Below are 19,983 nucleotides of genomic sequence, written 5' to 3' on the forward strand. Positions count from 1 at the left end.
TTCCTTAATACATAAGTTATGTTTTTAGAGATAAACATGTTATTCTGGCAATTGCTAATGTTGGCGCTTCTGGTGCTGCCTGCAATAGCGCTTACTCACATGTTACAAAACAACTTCAGGGGAAGGCACCGGCTTATCTGGGTGCTTATAATTATTTTTCTTCCGCTTTTTGGATCGATTCTTTATTTCATTATGGGGAAGCGATACCGAAGGTTTAACCCTCTGGAAAACGGGGAATAAATATTCAATTTTTATAAAATTTCCTAAAATTTATGAATCAGGTTTTCATCCTGCGTTTCATTTCTTCAACAATATTATATGCCGCGGGACAAATGGAAGTATTTTGCAGGGTTATATTTGAGATCTTGTGAAAATCTTTTCTGTCTGTATGCGGGTATTCCCGGCAGGCTTTTGGCCTTACCTCATAAATAGAACAATAATTATCACTTCCCAGAAATGTGCAGGGTACTTGTTGAAGCACATGATCATTATCCTCATCTACCCGAAGATAATTTTCAATGAATTTACTTGGCTTCATTCTAAAATGCCTGGAAATTCGCTCAATATCTTTATTGGTAAATAAAGGCCCTGTAGTTTTACAGCAGTTGGCACAGCTAAGACAATCGGTTTTTTCAAATTCCTCATAATGCAGTTCTTCCATTTGGGCATCAAGGTGCTTTGGTGGTTTTTTACGCAATGTTGCAAAGAACTTTTTATTTTCCTTATGCTTATCTTTGGCCTTTTCAGGGAGATTTTTTAAGATTTCTTCCATTATGCAAAGATATGAAGAAACAGGAAAGCAACACCCCGAAACCAGATATCTTCGGAAGTGCAATTTCAGCTTATTACCATCACAAGGATGCTACAGATATTCTGGTCCATTCCCCAGATTTTGATGACGATGTTATACCCGTTCATTATTTATTCCGTGATTATAAAGAAATGCCCCTGCTGGAACGTACTGCGCTTGATAACTGCAGTGGAAAAGTGCTGGATGTGGGCTGTGGGGCAGGAAGTCATGCCTTATACCTCCAGAAGCACAAAAAACTTGATGTTACCGCCATTGACATTTCTCCCGGGGCTATTGAAATTGCAGCTCAACGGGGTTTAAAAAAAACCAGGTGTATTGATTTCTTTGACCTAAAAAATGAAAAATTTGATACCCTCCTTTTTTTAATGAACGGAACCGGAATAATTGGAAAGCTTGACAAACTGGATGATTTTTTCACTCATTGTAAAGAGCTTTTAACCACCAACGGGAAGATACTTATAGATTCATCTGACCTCCGGTACCTTCTTGATGAAGATGAAGACGGCGGTTTGTGGGTAGAAATGAATTCCAATTATTATGGCGAAATGCAATACAGCATCAGTTATAAAAATGAGGTCTCACCAATATTTAACTGGCTTTATATAGATTTTAAAATGCTGCAGCTGGCAGCTTCAAAAAATAGTTTTTCCTGTAGTTTATTGAAAGAGGGAGATCATTTCGATTATCTGGCCCTTTTAAAACCTGCAAACAGACCTGAATAAACCTCAAAAATTCTGTTTATTCTTTTACTATATTTACCTTTTGAAAAACGTGCATTAATGAGCCCTAAAAAATTAGTAAGCCTTTTGTTTCTTTTCCTGGTCCTTGCAGGATGTACAAAAGATGATCCGGGAGGGTCTTCAAAAATTGATAAAAGTGCTAATTTAAAAGCTCTTGGAACTTCGGCCACAGATCTTTTGAGTGATGAAAAATTCACCTCTATTCGAGTAGAAATGGTTTATGTAACCGGTTTTGAACCTTCTCAAAAGACCGTAGACAATCTCAAAACCTTTTTACAACAAAGGACCCATAAGCCAGATGGGGTCACCATTTTTAAAAGAGCAGTAGCTTCTTCCAATAAGGCTCCTTTTGCCATCAACGAAATTGTTCAAATTGAGGCCGATAACAGAACAGCTTTCAATGCCGGGGATGAAATAGCAGTTTATATTTATTTTGCTGATGGCAGCAATGAAAATGATACAAATACCAAAATCGTTCTGGGATCTGCCTACAGAAACACTTCAATGGTAATTTATGGCAAGACCGTTCAAACCATTGCAAACCGACTTAATTCTACCGATAAAAGCACTGTTGAAAGTACGGTTGTAAACCATGAATTCGGGCATTTGTTCGGGTTGGTGAACCTGGGCTCTCCCCTGCAAAGCGATCATGAAGATGATGGCAGCAACGGGCATTGTGAGGTAGATGGATGCCTTATGAATGCGAATGTACAGTTTGGATATAACCTGGGAGATCTTGTTGATGGTAACCAGTTGCCACAACTTGATAACCTGTGTATTTTAGACCTTCAGGCTAATGGAGGAAAGTAGGGAAAAGTGAGAGTCCAGACTCTGGCCTCTAACCCTTCTCACTACTCAATACTCAATACTCAATACTCAATACTCTTTACTCCCTGCTAAAAACCTTTTCCCCGTTTACCCAGGTTTCTGTAACCTTAATATTTGGGATCTCATCCTCATTCACCTTCATTATATTCCTGTCAAGAATAATAAAATCGGCAAACTTCCCGGGAACTATACTTCCTTTTTCTTCATCCTCGAAGTTGCTGTACGCAGCCCATAAGGTCATACCCTTTAAGGTTTCCTCTCTTGAAAGGGCCTCCTCCGGCATATATCCGCCATCGGGATAGTTTTCCAGATCTTTTCTGGCAACAGCTGAATAAAATGTATAAAATGGGTTTACATCCTCTACGGGAAAATCTGTTCCAAGGGCGATTATACCTGCCTGGTCTAATAATGATTTAAATGCATAAGCCCCTTTTATCCTGTCTGCTCCCAACCTATCCTCTGCCCAATACATATCACTTGTAGCATGTGTTGGTTGTACAGAGGGGATTACATTTTTATTGAAATATTTAAAATCAGCCGGTGATATTATCTGGGCGTGTTCAACTCTCCACCTGCGGTCCTCATTGTCTTTTAATAAATCAGCATAGGTTTTAAGCACCACCACATTGGCCGAATCGCCAATTGCGTGGGTATTTAGCTGAAACTTTGAAGCAGCAACCCGCTCTGCAGTTTTTCTAAATTCAGCAACTGGTGATAAAAGGGCACCGTAATGGTTGGGGTGATCTGAATATGGTTCTTTTAAAGCAGCTCCTCTGGATCCTAAAGCCCCGTCTCCATAAAACTTAACCGAGCGTACATTCAACCTTTCAGTCTTCACAGGATCTTTATCAAGGTAATGATCAAGATTTTCGGGCGTATTGCTCAACATAGCATAGATCCTTACCTTTAATTGTTCCTTCTGCTGAAGGCTATCAATTAATTCTACGGTATGTTTATCTATTCCGGCATCAACAACGGTGGTTAAACCATAACTGAAACTTATTTTTTGGGCTTCCAGCAGTGCATCAATTTGCTCCTCACGCGAGGGTTCTCCCATTGCTTTGCCCACCAAATCCATAGGATTATCTATAAGGATACCCGTGAGTTTACCATTTTTAATTTCAATTGCACCACCTTCCGCAGATGTATTTACAGTTATTCCGGCCATATCCAACGCTACCTGATTTGCCAGCAAGGCGTGCCCATCTACACGGGTTATAGCTACCGGTGTATTTGGAAACAATATATCCAAAGTATCTTTTGACGGAAATTCCTTCACCGGCCAGTCATTTTGATCCCAACCTCTGCCGGTTATAAAATCAACATTGCGTTCTTCCTGAAATTCCACGATTCTTGCAACCACTTCCCCAAAACTTTTTGTACCGGTAAGATCTACGGTTTGCTGGGCAAGACCCATTCTGTAAAAATGTGCATGTGCATCAATAAAACCCGGAAGAATGGTTTTTCCGCCTGCATCCAATTTATTTTTAAAATTATATTTTTCCTCCAGGGCTTCAGCAGTGCCTGTTTCAAGAAATTTACCATCCTTTACAGCAAAGGCTTCAGCAATTTTAAATTCAGCGTCTACAGTATAAACTTCCGCATTAAAAACAAGGAGATCTGCCTCCTCTTTATTAACAGATGCACACGAAAATAAGAGAATAGCAGCGATAAGAGAAAAAAGGAAATTCTTCAGCATAATAATATTTTTGGGTAAAAATAAAAAATGCACCCCTATAAAGGAGTGCATTTCAATTAAATCTTCTTAAAAATTAAAACCAACTTGCTACCGTATCTATTATCGCCTCACGAATACTGCTGTTAGCGCCTGCTGCAAGGGCAATGGATACAAATAAACCTATCATAGCATAGGAGAAATCCTTGAATATCATCCTTCCGGCTTTTTTCCTGTGCTTCTTCCCTTTTTTTGTTCGGGCAAGGCTTATCGCAATTTCCCTACCACCAATAATACCAAGGAAAACCCAGGTGGTACTCATAGGTACCGTGCTAATGAACAACTTATAAATAAGTAATATCACATAGGTAAGATCTACCAGGGTTGCCGCGCGAACATCAGAGATCCTTACTTTCTCACTTACTACTTCCTGGATCTTATCCCCTCTCAAGTAGAACAGCAATCCAAGACCGGCAAATATTGTTGTTGAAAAGATAACAAATTGTGTAAAATCAAGCTGCCGGGGAAGGAAAACCGCTATATTGGCTCCATCCTGCATAACCCAAACTCCCCATAAGGTACCACTCACTATCCACTGCACCATGGTCCAACTCCGGTGAAACTTTCTGCTCTTGAAGAATTTTTTAATGAAATTATAGGATAGATACCATACCAGGAATGACAGAATAAAAGCGAGAATATAACCGGACCAGCTTTTCCAAACAACAGAGGTGATCCCCGAAGTATCTGCGCTGAAAACACTTAAAATAAGAAAGGTTGTAGAAACCGGCATTTTAAGTCGGGTAAGTATTAACAGTACCAGTGGCGCTATGATCTGGAAAAAACTAAAGTTTACGGGATGAGGGTAACTTGTGGTCCCATCGGGTTTTAAAAGCCGTTGATAGGTAACATCCCCATCAAAATAAACCCAGCTAAAGCTCACTACCAAAAGGAAAATTCCACCTATAAAAAGCCAGAGTACCCACCAGCTGCGGGCTTTATTACTTTCTATAAATGTTCCCAGGGACTGTATACTGTCATTTGCAACAGTAGCATAGGCAGCAAAGAAAAACCCAATCCACATTGCGGCCTGGGTGTTGTTTGTAAAAATTCCTGCAAGTATAATACCCGCAATAATAATGGCAAGGAAAGTTTTTTCCTGCACCATAAAATCAAGCATGTTCAAATAGGGCCTTGACCTGTCACTACGTTTAAATTTTGCCATCTATTAGATTCGAATTAGTTAGGTAAAGTTTTACGTTTTTTTCAGCGTACAATATTACAGTCTTTCAGGATTAAATTTTTGATTTCAATGTTGTTTAATTGTTAAGAAACCAAATTTCAAGGATCAAATTAAAAACCTAAAATTCAATTGGTTAGTCTTATAACATGGATAAGGAACTCATTTTTATTTCATAAATAAACGATTTTTTTCAGGATATTAAGTAAAAAGACCGCCTTAAAAGGCGGTCTCAATAAATATTAATTTATTAGTTTTTAAAAATCAAATTTATAGGTGGCCCCTGCAAGCACCTGGATCCCCTGGACCGGAAAACCTGACCAGCGCTGATAACTGTCTCCTAAAAGGTTATTCCCTTTTGCAAAAACAGATAACTGATTGTTGAACCGGTAACCAAGATTTGCGTTAAGGTCAATAAAACTATCCAGGGTTACCATTTGTCTCCCCGAGATGCCATTAAAAGTCATTACAGGTTCCAAATCCAGTCTTTCCCCTACAAAGAAAAGATTGGCACCGGCAAACCACTTTGAAGTGATCTGGTAATCTGCAGTTACAGATGCCTTAAATTCCGGAAGGTTCCATGCTTCTGCCGCGTTGTCTCCTTCGGTATCTACAGAATAACTAAAATATGAAGCATTCATTCCCAGTTTAAAGTTCCTTTTAATATCTACAACGATCTCCCCAAAAAATGATAAGGTATTCACATCATTATAAACTACCCCGAAGGAATTTCCGTAGGAATAATTTTCAACCTGGTTTGGCACATAGGCATTTCTTAAAAACAGGGCTTTATTAAACTCAGAAGTATAGCTTCCCCTAAGATTATAGGCAATGCTGTTGGAAAGCGCCCCTTTTGCTCCCAGATAGGCATCATAAGGCATATCTGTAGGCTGGATACCTAATGTTGGCGACACAAATGGATTCTCCTGTGCGAATGCGTAATAGGTGTTTTGGGTTAAATTCCCTTCCAGGCCTGCATAAGGTATAAAATAATCTCCCCCAAGCCTGTAACTCGCATTTACTTTTGGATAAATATAAAAGCTGTTTTTGCTGTTCTCAGCATTCAGGGAATAGAAGAAACCTGCTCCAAGATTTACGGTAAGGTCATCCCTTAAGATCAAAAGGCTTGGTGCAATTCCCACATTTACGAAAGTATAATCATTTGGATATGGCTCGTTAAAATCAAAACTATTTACGAAACTTCCATTGACCACATCGGCAGTGATGTGTGTGTTTATAAGCTCATCTGCAATTGTTACCTCGAAAAATGCATCTGTTTTAAAGTTGTGCTCTGTAGAACTGTGGGAATCTCCAAAAAACCTGTAATTGGCTGAAGCTCTTTCAAAGAAAGAATCGTAGAGCTCCAATTCACCTCCAATAATTGCTGAATAATAATTTTGAGCTGGTTCAATTCTTCCCAGAACTTCATCTGTAAAAGTTATTTTCTCGGGCAAGCCATACCAGTTGAACAACTGATGTTGCAATCCAAGCTCTGTATTCCAGGAACTGTTACGGTTACGGGAATTGTAATTAAGGTTAAGTTCTGTATTATAGAATTTATCATCAAGGATCACTTCCTTAATCCCGCCCTGTGAAGAGTTATGGGTAAGGAAAACCCCAAAGTTATCGCTTCGGTTCACCTCCATATTACTGTAAAATTCAGCCAGGGCTGTAGAATATGTTCCAAATCCAAGCGTAGCATAATTGTTATACAATTTTACTCTTTTGGCTCTTTCTACCGTGGTTGCCTGCCCTTTGGTGGGGGTAAATGTAGATGCCACAGGTACCGAAAATATACTGTATTTAACAGGTTTTTTCTCCAGACTCACAGAGTCTCCCATAGTGGGCGTTTCCTTAATCTTAAAAGCATCATTCACAGAGGGGGTGTACGGCTTTACAACAATAACCGTTTCGCCGCCCAGGGGTCTGTCCTGAGCGAAAATGAAACCGGAAAATAGAAAGGAAAGTATGAAAAGGCTTCTTTTAATTGAAAGAATTTGCATAGAGAAGTTCTTAAAGTTAGATTTTAGATTATTAGTTGTTGGGTTCTACAGAGGCATTGGTCCTTGCTTCCATGGCTTTGATACGGTTAAGCTCTGTCTTCGCTTCACTCACCACATCCGGATACTCCTTAAAGTTGGTTATTACGTTGTCCAGGATATAAGTAGCCTGGTACGCGTCTTTAAGGGCATAAAAGTTTTTGGCCATTAACACAAGGCCTTTTGCGCCATAATATTTGAAGGCAGAGTAGTCCTTCGCCAGTTTTTGTACTGCTTCGTTTGAGGCCTGGAAATTTGCTGCTTTGTTCTTAAAGTAGGCATCATAATACAAGGCTTCAGCCGCTAGTTCTCCCTTGGCAATTTTAAGAACCTCAGCATAGGCATTTTTTGCCTTGGCCTCATTACCCGTTTCCATGGCAGAGCGGGCAATAATGATTTGTGCATCACTCTTTACATTGTTCTCTATAGATGGCGTGGCCAGAACCTTTTCAGCATATGCAACCGCTTTATTATGATCCTTAAGCTCATAATGCGATTTCATCAAATTGGATTGGGCATAGGTAACATTCTGGGCAAAATCTGCCTCATTCTCCAATCTGCTTAGCAATGGCAACGCATCTTTATAATTTCTCTTTTCAAGATAGATCTGTGATAAACGGGCAAGTGCCTGTTCCGAAAATTCGCCGCGCGGCTTTTCAACTACAAAACGGTAGTGTTTTATGGCATCGTCCTTTTTACCATCCCTAAAATAGATCTGGGCCAGGTAGAAATTGGCTTTAAGGGAATGTAACCCATTCGGGAAGTTCTTGATATAATTTGCAAAACTTGTACTTGCAGCTGCGGTATTGTTTTCAAGGTATTGCTTCTCTGCCGACTCAAAAGTGGTATTATCAAGATCGGCATCACTTACCTCAACAAAATCTACATTTCTCACCCACTTGGCATATTCATCTGTGCGGCCAAGGTCTATATAAACAAGTCTTGCCGAAGACACAGCCTGCATAGATTCGGGAGTGTTTGGATAATCGGCCACTACCTTCTTGAACCTTTCCAGGGCTTTATCATTCTGGTTCCCGTTATAATAGATCAATCCCTGTTTTAGGATCGCCTGGGGCACGAAAGCACTCCCTGGAATATCGCGAATTAAGCGGTTATAGGTTTCAATTGCCTGGGAGGTATTTTCCATTGCCAGATAGGTGTTCCCCAATTCATATAGGGCATCATCCCGATAGGAAGATCGCGGATACCTGTTGGCAAATCCTCCAAGCTCCTGGATCTTGCTGTCATTCCTTCCTACAAAACCATAGCTTATGGCTTTTTGGTAGGCCGCATAATCTGTATTCCCAAGGTTCATTTGTATGGCCTTGTCATAAGATTCCATTGCAGGCCAGTATTTACTTGTTACAAAATAGGTATCGCCTAAGCGGGTATAGGCATCATTTCGGCGGGCCTTGTCCTTACCTGAATTATTGGCAAAACGGTTAAAATATTCTATAGCCTGCGCGTATTCCTTTTGTTTAAAATAAGCATAGGCAATATTGTAATCCAGATTTTCCATTTCCGGAGTTCCTTTAGCCCCACTCATACCCGCAAATTCACGGTATCCAATTAAGGCTTCTCTTAAGCGGTTAAGATTAAAGTCGCTTTCAGCCTTCCAAAAGGTGGCTCTGGCCGTAATTACAGGATCCCTTCGTTCGGAGAGGGATTTATCAAAGTTCACACTTGCATCCCTGTAGTTCCCTTCATTATAAAGTTCAAGACCATAATAAAAGGCCACTTTCTGGTAGGCAACCTTGTCGCTGAAGTTTCGGTTATTTTCCAAAAGGTTCATCGCTTCCTGGAAATTCCCGGAGGTTATAAATGAATCTATTAAAAGGGATTCCATTTCCTGTTTTACGGGCGTATTAGGATATTTCTCAAGATAGCCCAATAAAACCCTGGAAGGACTGGTATAACTGTTCCCTATTTCATAACTCAATTTGGCATAGTTTAAATAGGCATCTTCCTGGATCTTTGCATCAAATTCCATTTCGCTGGCATTCTTAAAAGCATTCAATGCCTGCTGTTTTTGTTCCAGGTTTAAATAAGATTGTGCAAGATGATAATAGGCGTTTTGCGCAATAGCATTACTACCTCCAATGATCTTATTGAATTCAGAAACCGCGTTCTCAAAATCTCCCTGCCTGAAATAAGCATATCCTAGCTGGTAGTAATCTGTGTTTGTCCATTTTCCGCGTAATCCTTTATATTCCTTTAAATAAGGAATTGCCTTGTCATATTGCTGAAGGTTGAAGTAGCTCTCCCCTATTATTTTATTCAATTGGGAGATCTCGTTGCGATTGGCTTTTGGAAGTTGCTCAAGCCCCTGTTCTATGGCTTTCTCGAAATTTCCAAGTTTGAAGTTCATATCTGCCTGGAAATAGGAAAGGTTTTCCTGGTATCGGTCGTTATCCTTAACCTCTTCAAAGAGTTCATTAGCCTCCTGGTAATCATCCCCTTCATAGGCCATATACCCCAGGTAGTATTTTGCCTGAGAGCCATACTCCTTTGAGTCTCTTACCCTATTCAGGTATTTCTGCGCCTCTTCATACTGCTTATTGGAAAAGTACGCATAACCGTTGTTAAAATAATAGCGATCGCGTTCGGCGCGGCTCATCCCTTTTTCATCTACCTTGTCATACCATTTTCTGGCAAGGGTATATTTCCCTGTTTCGAAATAGAAATCGGCAACATCGAGAAAGGCAGAATTTCTTTTGGTGCTGGTGGGATACCGGTCTACAAAATCCTGCATTAACTGGTCGGCGCCCGGTTGCCCCAATCTCACAGCGGCATTGGCTATATAGTAAGCAGCGTCAGATTTTATTTTCTCATCATTGGTTTCGTCCTTTACATCATCAAACAAAGTTTGGGCCGCCAGGTACTGCTCATTATTGTATAATTCCAGCGCCCGGTTGAATTTTACCAGGTCATTGGTGTAGATGGCAGATTGTTGTGCAAAGTGGGTAGTTATTGATAGAAAAAAAACAACGAGTAAAGAGGCAAATTTTCGTGTCATTAAAAAGGTTTTAGGTTGATGTTTCAAAGATACTTAAACACTCATTTTATAACGCACCTATGGCCGGTTAATTATGTTAATGTGCAAAAAAGTATTTTGTCAACATTTGATTAATGTATATTTACCCATAATTTTACGTTATACAATTAGAAAACCCCAAGTCTCAATGTCACAAACTGTCCTGGAACTTAAGAACGCCGCCATATATCAGCGTGAAAACCTTATCTTATCTGAAGTTGACGTCACCATCTACAAAGGTGATTTTGTTTATCTAATAGGTAAGACCGGTACCGGAAAAAGTAGTTTTATGAAAACCCTTTACGGGGATCTTCCTTTGACTGAAGGTGAGGGTACTATTGTTGACTATAATTTAAGAACCTTAAAGGAAAAGGACATCCCATTTTTAAGACGAAAACTGGGTGTTGTCTTCCAGGATTTTAAGCTGCTGAATGACCGGAATGTGCGGGACAACCTGATGTTTGTGCTTAAAGCTACGGGCTGGAAAGAAAAGTCCTCAATTGAGCGCAGAATTGATGAAGTCCTGGATAAAGTGGGAATGAAGACCAAAGGTTTTAAATTTCCATATCAACTCTCCGGGGGGAACAACAGCGAATCGCTATTGCCCGTGCCCTGCTGAATGATCCTGAGCTTATCCTTGCCGATGAACCTACGGGAAACCTGGATCCCCAAACCTCTGTAGAAGTTATGGAAGTGTTGCAGGAAATAAGCAAAAACGGAAATACCATACTTATGGCCACCCACGATTATGCATTGCTGCTGAAATATCCTTCTAAAACGCTAAAATGTGACGGCGAAAGGGTATTTGAAGTGGTGCAGAAAACGCTTTAAAATTTATATTGTATAATGTAGATTGTGGACTGTATAGGTTTAAAGTTCAAAGTTTAAGATTTAAGGAAAGAGTTTAAAATTCAAAGTTCAAGGTTTAAGGATCAAAGTTGAAGGTTCTAATTTTAAGGTTTCTTAAAGAGTAGATTTTAACCCCAAACTTTTTCTTCTACCATTTCCTCTTTTTCTCTTTGACTTTTTTACTCTTAAATATTCTTAACTCACAACTTCTCTTTCCCTCTTTTCCTCTTTGACTTTTTAACTTTTTAACTTGAAATTACGGTTTCACCGCATCAGCCGGCACCGGCGTCTTTTTATTTATGAATAGATAATAGACATTTACACATACAATGGCCACATTAGTTATTATAATAGGCCAGGAATCAAGCAGGATACCATATGCCACAAAGAACAAACATCCAATGCTGTTCACATAGCGCAGGGTGGTAATATTCCGCATTAAAAAAGAAAGAAGTACAAAAAGGGAGGCGGCGTAGCCTATCCATTCAATATATGATATTCCAAGAATTTCCATAGGGTTAATTAAATTTGGTCACGAATTTACTAAAATAAATAAAGCAGCCTTTTCAAAAAGAAAAGACTGCTTTTAATTAATTATTCTTCAGAAGAACCCAGGTTCTAATTAATCTTATTTCTCTTACGCTCATTCTCTGTAAGGTACACTTTACGCAAACGGATAAAGTTTGGAGTTACCTCAACGTACTCATCCTTTTGAATGAATTCCAGCGCCTCTTCCAATGAGAATTTGATAGCAGGAAAGATCCTTGCTTTATCATCGGCCCCGGAAGAACGAACGTTAGAAAGTTTCTTGGTCTTGGTGATGTTCACCGCGATATCATCCTGGCGGGAGTTTTCTCCAATTACCTGTCCTTCATAGATATCTTCCCCCGGCTCCACGAAAAATCTTCCGCGGTCCTGTAATTTATCAATTGAATATGGAATTGCTTTACCTTTTTCCATAGAGATAAGAGAACCATTCTGTCTTTCAGGAATACCACCTTTTAAAGGCTGATACTCTCTAAACCTGTGCGCCATAATGGCCTCACCTGCGGTTGCGGTAAGCAATTGATTTCTCAAACCAATAATACCCCTGGAAGGGATCATGAACTGGATGATCATACGCTCACCTTTGGTTTCCATGCTAAGAAGTTCACCTTTTCTTATAGTTACCATTTCCACTGCTTTTCCGGAAACATTTTCAGGAAGGTCAATGGTCAATTCTTCTACCGGCTCACATTTAACCCCGTCAATTTCACGAATGATAACCTGTGGCTGTCCAATTTGTAATTCGTATCCTTCACGTCTCATTGTTTCAATAAGAACAGAAAGGTGCATGATCCCTCGTCCGAAAACCAGGAATTTATCGGCACTACCGGTTTCTTCAAGGCGCAATGCAAGGTTTTTTTCCAATTCCTTGGTAAGGCGATCTTTAATGTGTCTTGAGGTTACAAACTTTCCATCCTGTCCAAAGAAAGGTGAATCGTTAATGGTGAAAAGCATACTCATGGTAGGCTCATCAATTGCAATGGTTTTTAAACCTTCAGGATTTTCAACATCGGCAACAGTATCACCAATCTCAAAACCTTCAAGTCCTACCAGTGCACATATGTCTCCGGCTATAACTTCTTTTACTTTTTTCTTGCCTAAACCTTCAAAAGTAAAAAGTTCTTTAATTTTTGTTTTCTTTATCGTTCCATCACGCTTTACAAGAGCAACCTGCATTCCCTCCTTAAGGGTACCACGTTGTAATCTCCCAATAGCGATCCTTCCTGTAAAGGACGAGAAATCAAGGGAAGTGATAAGCATTTGAGGCGTACCTTCACTTACAACAGGAGAAGGAACATGGTTTAATACCATATCAAGCAATGGCTCAATACTATCAGTTTGTACTGCAGGATCATCGCTCATCCAATTGTTTAAAGCAGAACCGTACACTGTTGGAAAATCCAGCTGCCATTCTTCGGCACCCAATTCAAACATAAGGTCAAAAACCTTTTCGTGCACCTCTTCCGGAGTACAGTTAGGCTTATCTACTTTATTAATAACAACACATGGCTTTAATCCAAGGTTTATTGCTTTTTGCAGTACGAAACGTGTTTGAGGCATTGGTCCTTCAAAAGCATCTACAAGAAGTAAAACCCCATCGGCCATATTCAAAACTCTTTCAACCTCCCCACCAAAATCGGCGTGACCTGGGGTATCAATAATATTGATCTTGGTATCCTTATAAACTACAGATACGTTTTTAGAGGTAATTGTAATACCGCGTTCTCTCTCAAGATCATTACTGTCAAGAATAAGATCTCCCGTATTTTCATTGTCGCGGAAAAGGTGGCAATGGTACATAATTTTATCAACCAGGGTTGTTTTACCGTGGTCAACGTGAGCAATAATTGCAATGTTTTTAATAGCTGTCATAATAAGCGCCTCATTTTTAAGGCTGCAAAGGTACGCTTTATTTTATGAATTACAGCACAAGGATTTAGCTATTAAAATTGCGGGGAAAATTGGTTAATTTTCATCGGCAGAAGGACCGTATGTTGCGGGAACCGGTATATCCAGTAACCTGAAATAAACGCCTAACTGTGCCCGGTGATGAGGCAACTGGTTGAAGGCCATAGACCGCAGCATATTAATACGCGGCATTTCTACCAACGTTTTGCCTTCCCGGGTTAATTTCCACAAACCTTCGTATTCGCTGTTTGGTTGGCGAAGGGCCTTTTCAGCATTATTGGTATTTTCCTTGAGAAGTTTAATAATATCTTCTACAGAATTGTGGGAGGGTGACTTGTAACCCGAGATATCCATTACTTCCATATGCATTATGGCTGCTATATAACCGGGAATTTCTGCCAGGTGATTGGCAAGTTCCCTAATACTCATTGACCTTGGATGCGGCCTCCAGTCCATTTTGTCGGCAGGGATCCGGTTTAAGAATTTTTCGGTTAAAACCACTTCATATTGAAGTTCGGGGATCAATAGATCTTTCAATTCCATATTTTTATTTTAAGATTAGACCAATTTAGCAAATCAGGAAATTTATAATTATAAGTTTAACTTTATTTAAAGTTTTACCAAAGTGCCGGACGAAGCACAAATTGGTGTGCCCGGTTAAATGATTTATCTTTGCCGAAATATTTTTTCCTATGAAACTTGATAACATTCCAAATTTAAAACATATTGATGCCAATAATTTCTTCCTTCTTGCTGGGCCCTGTGCCATTGAAGGGGAAGAAATGGCATTGAGGATAGCTGAAAAAATTGTTGAGATTACAGATAAACTTCAAATTCCCTATGTGTTTAAGGGTTCTTTCAAAAAAGCCAACCGCAGCAGGATAGATAGTTTCACAGGAATTGGGGATGAAAAAGCACTCAAAATCCTTAGGAAGGTCTCTGAAACATTCCATATCCCAACCATTACAGATATTCACGAAATAAGCGATGCGGCGATGGCAGCCGAATATGTTGATATTCTACAGATTCCGGCCTTTTTGGTGCGGCAGACAGACCTGGTAGTAGCGGCAGCCAACACCGGGAAAGTGGTTAACCTTAAGAAAGGACAGTTTATGAGCCCCGAGAGCATGAAACATGCGGTTACCAAGGTTAAAGATTGCAAAAATGAACAGGTAATGATCACAGACAGGGGCACCATGTTTGGTTATCAGGATATGATCGTAGATTTTCGCGGAATTCCCACCATGCGGGAATATGCCCCGGTAGTGCTGGATGTCACCCATTCCCTGCAACAACCCAATCAAACCAGTGGGGTGACCGGCGGCAGGCCAGATATGATCGAGACAATTGCCCGCGCAGGCGTTGTGAATAATGTAGATGGTTTATTCATTGAAACCCATTTTGATCCTGCCAATGCAAAGAGTGACGGGGCAAATATGCTGGATATCCAATATCTCGAAAAACTGCTGAGTCATCTGGTAGCCATCAGAAAAACCATCAATAATTTTTAATGAACACCTGCCGGTCAGGATATTTGAAATTTCATAACCCAGGAAAAATTAATTTTTCCTGGGTTTTTTAATATAGTGTTAAAAGCGTTTGACTTTTAATCGATTTAATTTCTGGTAGTTTTAACAGGTTTTGTTTTATTAAAACTAAACTATTGTTAATAGAACCTTACCTCTAATACATATTCCATAATTTAATTATTAATAACCAAAAATTATATAATAATGGAAAATGAATTTGAATATTTCGGCAATCGGGTAATAAATTTCCTCCCCGATCTTCTTGCCGCGTTGTTGATCCTTTTAATTGGATGGCTTATTGCCAGGGGTATTAAAGCCCTAATTGTAAAATTACTGAGGAGGACCCACTGGGATGAAAAAGTATTTGGTAAAACCACTGAAGGGGATACCAATGTTTTCCTGGCCAATATTGTGTATTATTTGTTAATGATAATTGTAATACTGGTTGTGCTTGAAGTTCTTGGAATTAATGAAGCCCTTGCACCACTGGGGAATATGCTTAATGAATTCCTGCTCTTTATTCCTAATCTTATAGGTGCGATCCTTATAGGTTTTATAGGATATTTACTGGCAAAATTTGTTTCCAACCTTGTCCATATTGGCGGGAGTGTACTGGACAAGTTCGTTGACCGTACAGGCTTTAAGGATACAGATAAACTAGTACGTATCTTAAGAAAAGTGGTATTTATTGTAATCTTTATACCCTTTCTAATACAGGCTTTTAATGCCCTGCAAATGGATGCGATCTCCCAACCGGCAAATGATATTCTTTACGCATTTACCGAAATGATTGGACAGATCCTTGTTGCAGCCATTATTCTAATAGTATTTATTTGGGGTGGAAAATATCTTGCCAATTTCCTTGAAGATCTTTTCAGGAGCCTGGGTCTGGATAATGCAGCCGAAAAAATTCAGATACATAATATGATAGGGGCCAATCAATCCCTATCTAAGATCTTTGCCAATCTAATTTATTTCTTCCTGGTATTCTTTGGTATTATTACCGCAGTAGATATCCTGGGATTAGACAGGCTAAGCATCATTTTAAATGAGATCCTGGAAGTAACAGGACAAATTATCTTTGGTTTGATCATTCTCGCCATTGGTAATTATATCTCTCTGCTTATTTACAACACAATGACCCGTTCCAGCAACAACACTTTTATTGCAGGAATAGTGAGATGGGCTTCCCTGGCCTTGTTCATTGCCATAGCACTTCGTACTATGGGAATTGCAAATGAGATAGTAGAACTTGCCTTTGGGCTTATTCTTGGTGCCATTGCTGTGGCAGTTGCGCTTAGTTATGGTCTTGGAGGCCGCGATGCTGCGGGTGAACATTTCAGGGATATTATAAAAAAGGTTCGTGCGGAGGCAGCAGAAATTCCTGCTGAAAAAACTCCTGATCTTTCAAGGAACCGCCCTACCCCAAACAGGGGAGATCAATTCAGGACCGGGGAACAGGGAAGTTTCGATCGCCCTTCCGGCAGGCCTGATGAACCAACCAGCAGAACAGACCGACCTTTTAGCGGGAACCCTGATCCAGATTATCCGGCAGATGTGAAAGGAACCGAAAACCGACCACATCGCCCTGAAGATCCCAACCAGGGTGGAATTACGCGCGATCCTCAAAATCCTGAAAAGCCTTACAGAAGGTCAGATGATGATGACACATCCGGTTTTGATCCCAATGACCCGCGTAGAAGAGATGATCCAAATGAGCCGCTTTTATAAGTTGTATCATGTTTAAATTAAAAAATCCCCCGCTACTGGCGGGGGATTTTTGTATTATATCAAGGTGAGGATAAAACCTCACGGGTCCCAAATATTGAGAGATTTAAATAATTATTTAAACTGAAGTTCAACAAACACTGGCAAATGATCTGAAGGATATTTAAGATCCCAGGAATCACTTAACACTGCATATTTCAGCACCTCTATACCTTCTTTTCCGGTAAAGATATAGTCAATTCGACGGGTAACCGGGGCATTGAAGTTATAAGCATTAAATGTTCCTTCAGGGCCAAATACAAGCTTTGCGTACTCCCGGGAATCGTGCATTTTTTCTGCGAGTAATTTTATGCTTTCATGGGAGGGTTCCAGATTTAGGTCGCCCATCAATATAACAGGTAGAGAGGATGTATTTAATTCTTTAATTTTTGATAAAATAAGTTTTACACTTTCTTTTCTCGCCTGTTCCCCTACGTGGTCAAAATGTGTATTGAACACCCAAAATTTTTCTTTGGTCTCCTTAGATTCAAATAAAGCATAGGTACAAACTCTTTCCATAGCCGCATCCCATCCTACCGAGACCTTCCCCGGGCTTTGTGAAAGCCAGAAGGTATCCTCCATAATAACTTTGTAGCGGGTACAATCATAGAAAATCGCGCTGTACTCGCCCGCGGTTTTTCCATCTTCCCTTCCTACGCCTACATATTTATAATTAGGTAAGTTTTCGGTAAAATGTTCCATTTGAAGAAAAACTGCTTCCTGAACTCCGAAAATATGTGGCTCATAAAACTTTATCTGCCTGGTAAGAAAATCCTTCCGAAGGGACCAGCTGTTTTCGCCATCATTTTCATTAGCATATTTGATGTTATAGGACATTACTTTAACCTGGGCGTTTATTGAAAAGGCCAGGATAAGATTAAAGAAAACAATGAAAAAAAGTTTACGCATATTCATTTTTTTTAGGTTCGCCATCAACGTATTCCTGCAGATATTGAAATTTTGGGGTAAGTTTCCCATTTTCGGTCATTTTCGCCCTGGCCAGGATCCCGTCCTTATCCTGGTTAAAAAATGCAGGGATTACATGTTCCAGGAACATATCCCCAAAACCTTCACTGGCATCCCGGGGTAGTTCACAAGGTAAATTGTCTACAGCCATAACAGTTATGGCATTTTTAGAGCGAAAATCAATTTCGGTACCGGTATTACGGTCATAACCATAAAAAGGGTCTGCTATAGTTGAGGACCGAATAGTACTGGCAATGGGGCCATCGATATCACAGGAAATATCTGCAATAAGCTCAATATTAAAATCGGGGGATCTGGCCTCTTCTTTGGTAAAAAATAAAGGTGCCCCGGTTCCATAAAAATGACCCGCAATAAAAATATTGGTCAATTTTGCAAACCGCATAAAATTGGAGGTGTATTCCCCCGGATTGTTATAAAATTCATTATTTGAACCCGTATTTCCATCCTTCCGTTTATTGTAATCCATTACATCAATAAGACAATAAACGGGGTGATCATACTCTTTTGTCAAATAACTCTCAACATCTACCTGCTCAACATTTAAATGGTCCAGGATCTCCCGGGCACCGTGAGCTACTTTTCCACTCCCCGTTAAAAGTATCTTTTTTACAGGCAGTTTAATCCTGTCGAGTTCTAAAAGCATAGCATCCAGCCCAGACAGTTCTTCCGCTTTGGGAAGATTAAAATTTCCGTCTTTCAAACCCAGGCCACGAATACCGTTATATGCACCTACCAAACCTGCATAACGGCCAAAACCAATAAGCCTCTGATTATTATCTTTAACGATCACCTCGTGGTCAAATAACTCGATGTTCTTTTCCAAAACTGCCCTTAATAAATTTCGGTTGTAGGGTTGTTTTTTGATGGTATGAGAGAAGAAAAAATATTTTTTGTTGGGTATAAGGTAATTAACCGGAACTTCCTTAACCCCCAGCATTACATCACAATCTGAAACATCATTAGCCACCTCAAAACCTGCTGCCGTGTACTCCGCGTCTTTAAATATGCGCACCTCTGAAGCTTCGACTTTAAAGCCGGCTTCGGGAAATATTGATGCGGCTTCTCTCAGCTTTTCAGGAGAAAAAACCACGCGGCGGTCCGGCGGTGTTTTTCGTTCTTTGATAAGGGCAAATTTGATCATGTTTGGTATAAGTTTTGTTTATATACGGGAGTTGTTCAAAGATATAAATTTTAAACTGTATCTTTGCATCTTCGCCCGTGGAAGCTTGTCGTTGAAGGCAGGTTTACAGGGGAAAGTTCTTGAAATTATGGGGTCGACTTGGATTTGACAGCGAGTCTAATTGAGTTGTAAGCACGTAGAGCGCTGGGATATAGCTCTTAAATCTCATATTTCACACTTTTTAAACGGCGAGAATAACTACGCCTTGGCTGCATAATCTGAATTATAGTAGGATTATCTTAGTCCCTACAAGGTAGGGAGCCGAGATGTCTCGTGGAAGCCTTGATTTACGGCGGCCACACCCGAGACACCGAAAAAGTAAATATAGGAAGCGCAGGGCCTTGATGTTCTTCTGAAATCTAATTGAGGATAAGTGTAAGATTGGTGGTTTTCGGCCGGTCTTACATCGAAAACCAAGCGAAAAATAAACGTGTAGAAAGCTTCTGAATTACTTGTTTGGACGAGGGTTCGAAACCCTCCGACTCCACATGAAGCGCGGCTATGCCGCGGATTGAAAAAGTAAAAATTCCGCCAAAAGTTTTAGTTTGAGCGGAATTTTTATGTTTTAAGACGCCCGTCCCGGGAGGGACGGTCGGGCATAGCTGCATTTCCTAATGAGAAGTTCCAAGGGTTCTGCAAAGCCTCCGACTCCACAATCAAGCGCAGCTATGCTGCGAATTAAAAGAAATAAAAATCTGCCGGGCCTTTTCGCCTGAGCAGATTTTTTTTGTTTTAAGACGCCTGGCCCGATAGGAACAGTAAAGCATAGCTGCACCTGCCTGCCGGCAGGCAGGTTTGCAGGATGGGAGCTCCAAGGGTTCTGTAAACCCTCCGACTCCACAATCAAGCG

The 19,983-nt window shown here is 40.1% G+C and carries 15 protein-coding genes, 1 other RNA gene and 1 pseudogene; 7 read left to right on the forward strand and 10 right to left on the reverse strand.

All coding sequences use genetic code 11. From position 1 onward, the window contains the following. The first annotated feature begins 18 nt into the window (after positions 1–18). Complete coding sequence (locus FK178_RS08065; protein ID WP_146833286.1) at positions 19–240, forward strand: PLD nuclease N-terminal domain-containing protein; 222 nt, start codon at positions 19–21, stop codon at positions 238–240. Between the two features lie 37 nt (positions 241–277). Here the strand turns inward: FK178_RS08065 and FK178_RS08070 are convergent, their stop codons facing one another. Beyond that, positions 278–772: a YkgJ family cysteine cluster protein gene (locus tag FK178_RS08070; protein ID WP_146833289.1), complete on the reverse strand. Its 495-nt coding sequence runs from the start codon at positions 770–772 to the stop codon at positions 278–280. An 11-nt stretch (positions 773–783) separates the two neighbouring features. Here FK178_RS08070 and FK178_RS08075 point away from each other — a divergent pair, with 11 nt between their 5' ends. Further along, positions 784–1,533: a class I SAM-dependent methyltransferase gene (locus FK178_RS08075; RefSeq protein ID WP_146833292.1), complete on the forward strand. Its 750-nt coding sequence runs from the start codon at positions 784–786 to the stop codon at positions 1,531–1,533. A 57-nt stretch (positions 1,534–1,590) separates the two neighbouring features. After that, entirely contained in the window at positions 1,591–2,361 is a 771-nt protein-coding gene (locus tag FK178_RS08080) for a hypothetical protein (protein ID WP_146833295.1), read from the forward strand. A gap of 76 nt (positions 2,362–2,437) precedes the next feature. Here FK178_RS08080 and FK178_RS08085 read toward each other — a convergent pair whose 3' ends face one another. The 4 genes from FK178_RS08085 to FK178_RS08100 all read right to left on the reverse strand — a co-directional run bounded on the left by FK178_RS08085 (position 2,438) and on the right by FK178_RS08100 (position 10,349). Further along, positions 2,438–4,078: an amidohydrolase gene (locus FK178_RS08085; RefSeq protein WP_146833297.1), complete on the reverse strand. Its 1,641-nt coding sequence runs from the start codon at positions 4,076–4,078 to the stop codon at positions 2,438–2,440. Between the two features lie 73 nt (positions 4,079–4,151). Then, positions 4,152–5,279 carry a hypothetical protein gene (locus FK178_RS08090; RefSeq protein WP_146833300.1) on the reverse strand — a complete coding sequence of 376 codons (1,128 nt, stop codon included), beginning with the start codon at positions 5,277–5,279 and terminating at the stop codon, positions 4,152–4,154. Between the two features lie 272 nt (positions 5,280–5,551). Further along, positions 5,552–7,297 carry a porin family protein gene (locus tag FK178_RS08095; RefSeq protein WP_146833303.1) on the reverse strand — a complete coding sequence of 582 codons (1,746 nt, stop codon included), beginning with the start codon at positions 7,295–7,297 and terminating at the stop codon, positions 5,552–5,554. A gap of 31 nt (positions 7,298–7,328) precedes the next feature. Beyond that, a complete protein-coding gene (locus tag FK178_RS08100; RefSeq protein ID WP_146833306.1) occupies positions 7,329–10,349 on the reverse strand; it encodes a tetratricopeptide repeat protein in 3,021 nt (1,006 codons plus the stop codon). Positions 10,350–10,515: 166 nt separating this feature from the next. Between FK178_RS08100 and FK178_RS08105 the strand changes: the two are divergent. Further along, a pseudogene (locus FK178_RS08105) lies at positions 10,516–11,198 on the forward strand (cell division ATP-binding protein FtsE). Positions 11,199–11,472: 274 nt separating this feature from the next. Here the strand turns inward: FK178_RS08105 and FK178_RS08110 are convergent. The 3 genes from FK178_RS08110 to FK178_RS08120 form a co-directional block, all read right to left on the reverse strand. Beyond that, positions 11,473–11,730: a uroporphyrinogen decarboxylase gene (locus FK178_RS08110; protein WP_146833309.1), complete on the reverse strand. Its 258-nt coding sequence runs from the start codon at positions 11,728–11,730 to the stop codon at positions 11,473–11,475. Positions 11,731–11,834: 104 nt separating this feature from the next. Beyond that, positions 11,835–13,634, reverse strand: coding sequence for a translational GTPase TypA (typA, locus tag FK178_RS08115; RefSeq protein WP_205677177.1), 1,800 nt, complete (start codon positions 13,632–13,634; stop codon positions 11,835–11,837). 93 nt (positions 13,635–13,727) lie between these two features. Continuing rightward, positions 13,728–14,213 (reverse strand): DinB family protein, encoded by a 486-nt coding sequence (locus FK178_RS08120; protein WP_146833317.1) that lies wholly within the window; start codon positions 14,211–14,213, stop codon positions 13,728–13,730. A 149-nt stretch (positions 14,214–14,362) separates the two neighbouring features. Between FK178_RS08120 and kdsA the strand changes: the two genes are divergently transcribed. Further along, the gene (gene kdsA / locus FK178_RS08125; protein ID WP_146833321.1) at positions 14,363–15,181 is read left to right on the forward strand and encodes a 3-deoxy-8-phosphooctulonate synthase; all 819 of its coding nucleotides are present in this window, start codon (positions 14,363–14,365) and stop codon (positions 15,179–15,181) included. A 222-nt stretch (positions 15,182–15,403) separates the two neighbouring features. Continuing rightward, entirely contained in the window at positions 15,404–16,930 is a 1,527-nt protein-coding gene (locus tag FK178_RS08130) for a mechanosensitive ion channel (RefSeq protein WP_146833324.1), read from the forward strand. Positions 16,931–17,041: 111 nt separating this feature from the next. Here the strand turns inward: FK178_RS08130 and FK178_RS08135 are convergent, their stop codons facing one another. Both FK178_RS08135 and FK178_RS08140 read right to left on the reverse strand, forming a co-directional pair. Continuing rightward, positions 17,042–17,875, reverse strand: coding sequence for an endonuclease/exonuclease/phosphatase family protein (locus FK178_RS08135; RefSeq protein WP_146833327.1), 834 nt, complete (start codon positions 17,873–17,875; stop codon positions 17,042–17,044). Next, positions 17,868–19,094 (reverse strand): NAD(P)-dependent oxidoreductase, encoded by a 1,227-nt coding sequence (locus FK178_RS08140; RefSeq protein ID WP_146833330.1) that lies wholly within the window; start codon positions 19,092–19,094, stop codon positions 17,868–17,870. The genes FK178_RS08135 and FK178_RS08140 overlap by 8 nt, the downstream gene beginning before the upstream one ends. A gap of 129 nt (positions 19,095–19,223) precedes the next feature. Between FK178_RS08140 and ssrA the strand changes: the two genes are divergently transcribed. Then, positions 19,224–19,623: a transfer-messenger RNA gene (ssrA, locus tag FK178_RS08145) on the forward strand. Positions 19,624–19,983 lie beyond the last annotated feature (360 nt).

It is taken from the genome of Antarcticibacterium arcticum (genome assembly GCF_007993795.1).
GTDB classification, from domain to species: Bacteria; Bacteroidota; Bacteroidia; order Flavobacteriales; family Flavobacteriaceae; genus Gillisia; species Gillisia arctica.